The organism is Agrobacterium sp. ST15.13.013, assembly GCF_027956525.1.
Lineage (GTDB): Bacteria > Pseudomonadota > Alphaproteobacteria > Rhizobiales > Rhizobiaceae > Agrobacterium > Agrobacterium salinitolerans.
Map to the genome: position 1 here is coordinate 1 of NZ_JAQKGP010000122.1, position 377 is coordinate 377.

1 rRNA gene is annotated in these 377 nt (G+C 55.4%); it reads left to right on the forward strand.

Features of this window, described 5'->3' with window-relative positions:
• A 23S ribosomal RNA gene (locus tag PL597_RS26175) occupies positions 1-377 on the forward strand; the annotation flags it as partial.

Here is a 377-nt window from a genome sequence, read left to right on the forward strand (position 1 = left end):
CCAGCTAAGGTCCCAAAGTCATGGTTAAGTGGGAAACGATGTGGGAAGGCACAGACAGCCAGGATGTTGGCTTAGAAGCAGCCATCATTTAAAGAAAGCGTAATAGCTCACTGGTCGAGTCGGCCTGCGCGGAAGATGTAACGGGGCTAAACCATGCACCGAAGCTGCGGCAGCGACACTATGTGTTGTTGGGTAGGGGAGCGTTCTGTAAGCCTGCGAAGGTGTGCTGTGAGGCATGCTGGAGGTATCAGAAGTGCGAATGCTGACATAAGTAACGATAAAGCGGGTGAAAAGCCCGCCCGCCGGAAGGCCAAGGGTTCCTGTCCAACGTTAATCGGGGCAGGGTGAGTCGACCCCTAAGGCGAGGCCGAAAGGCG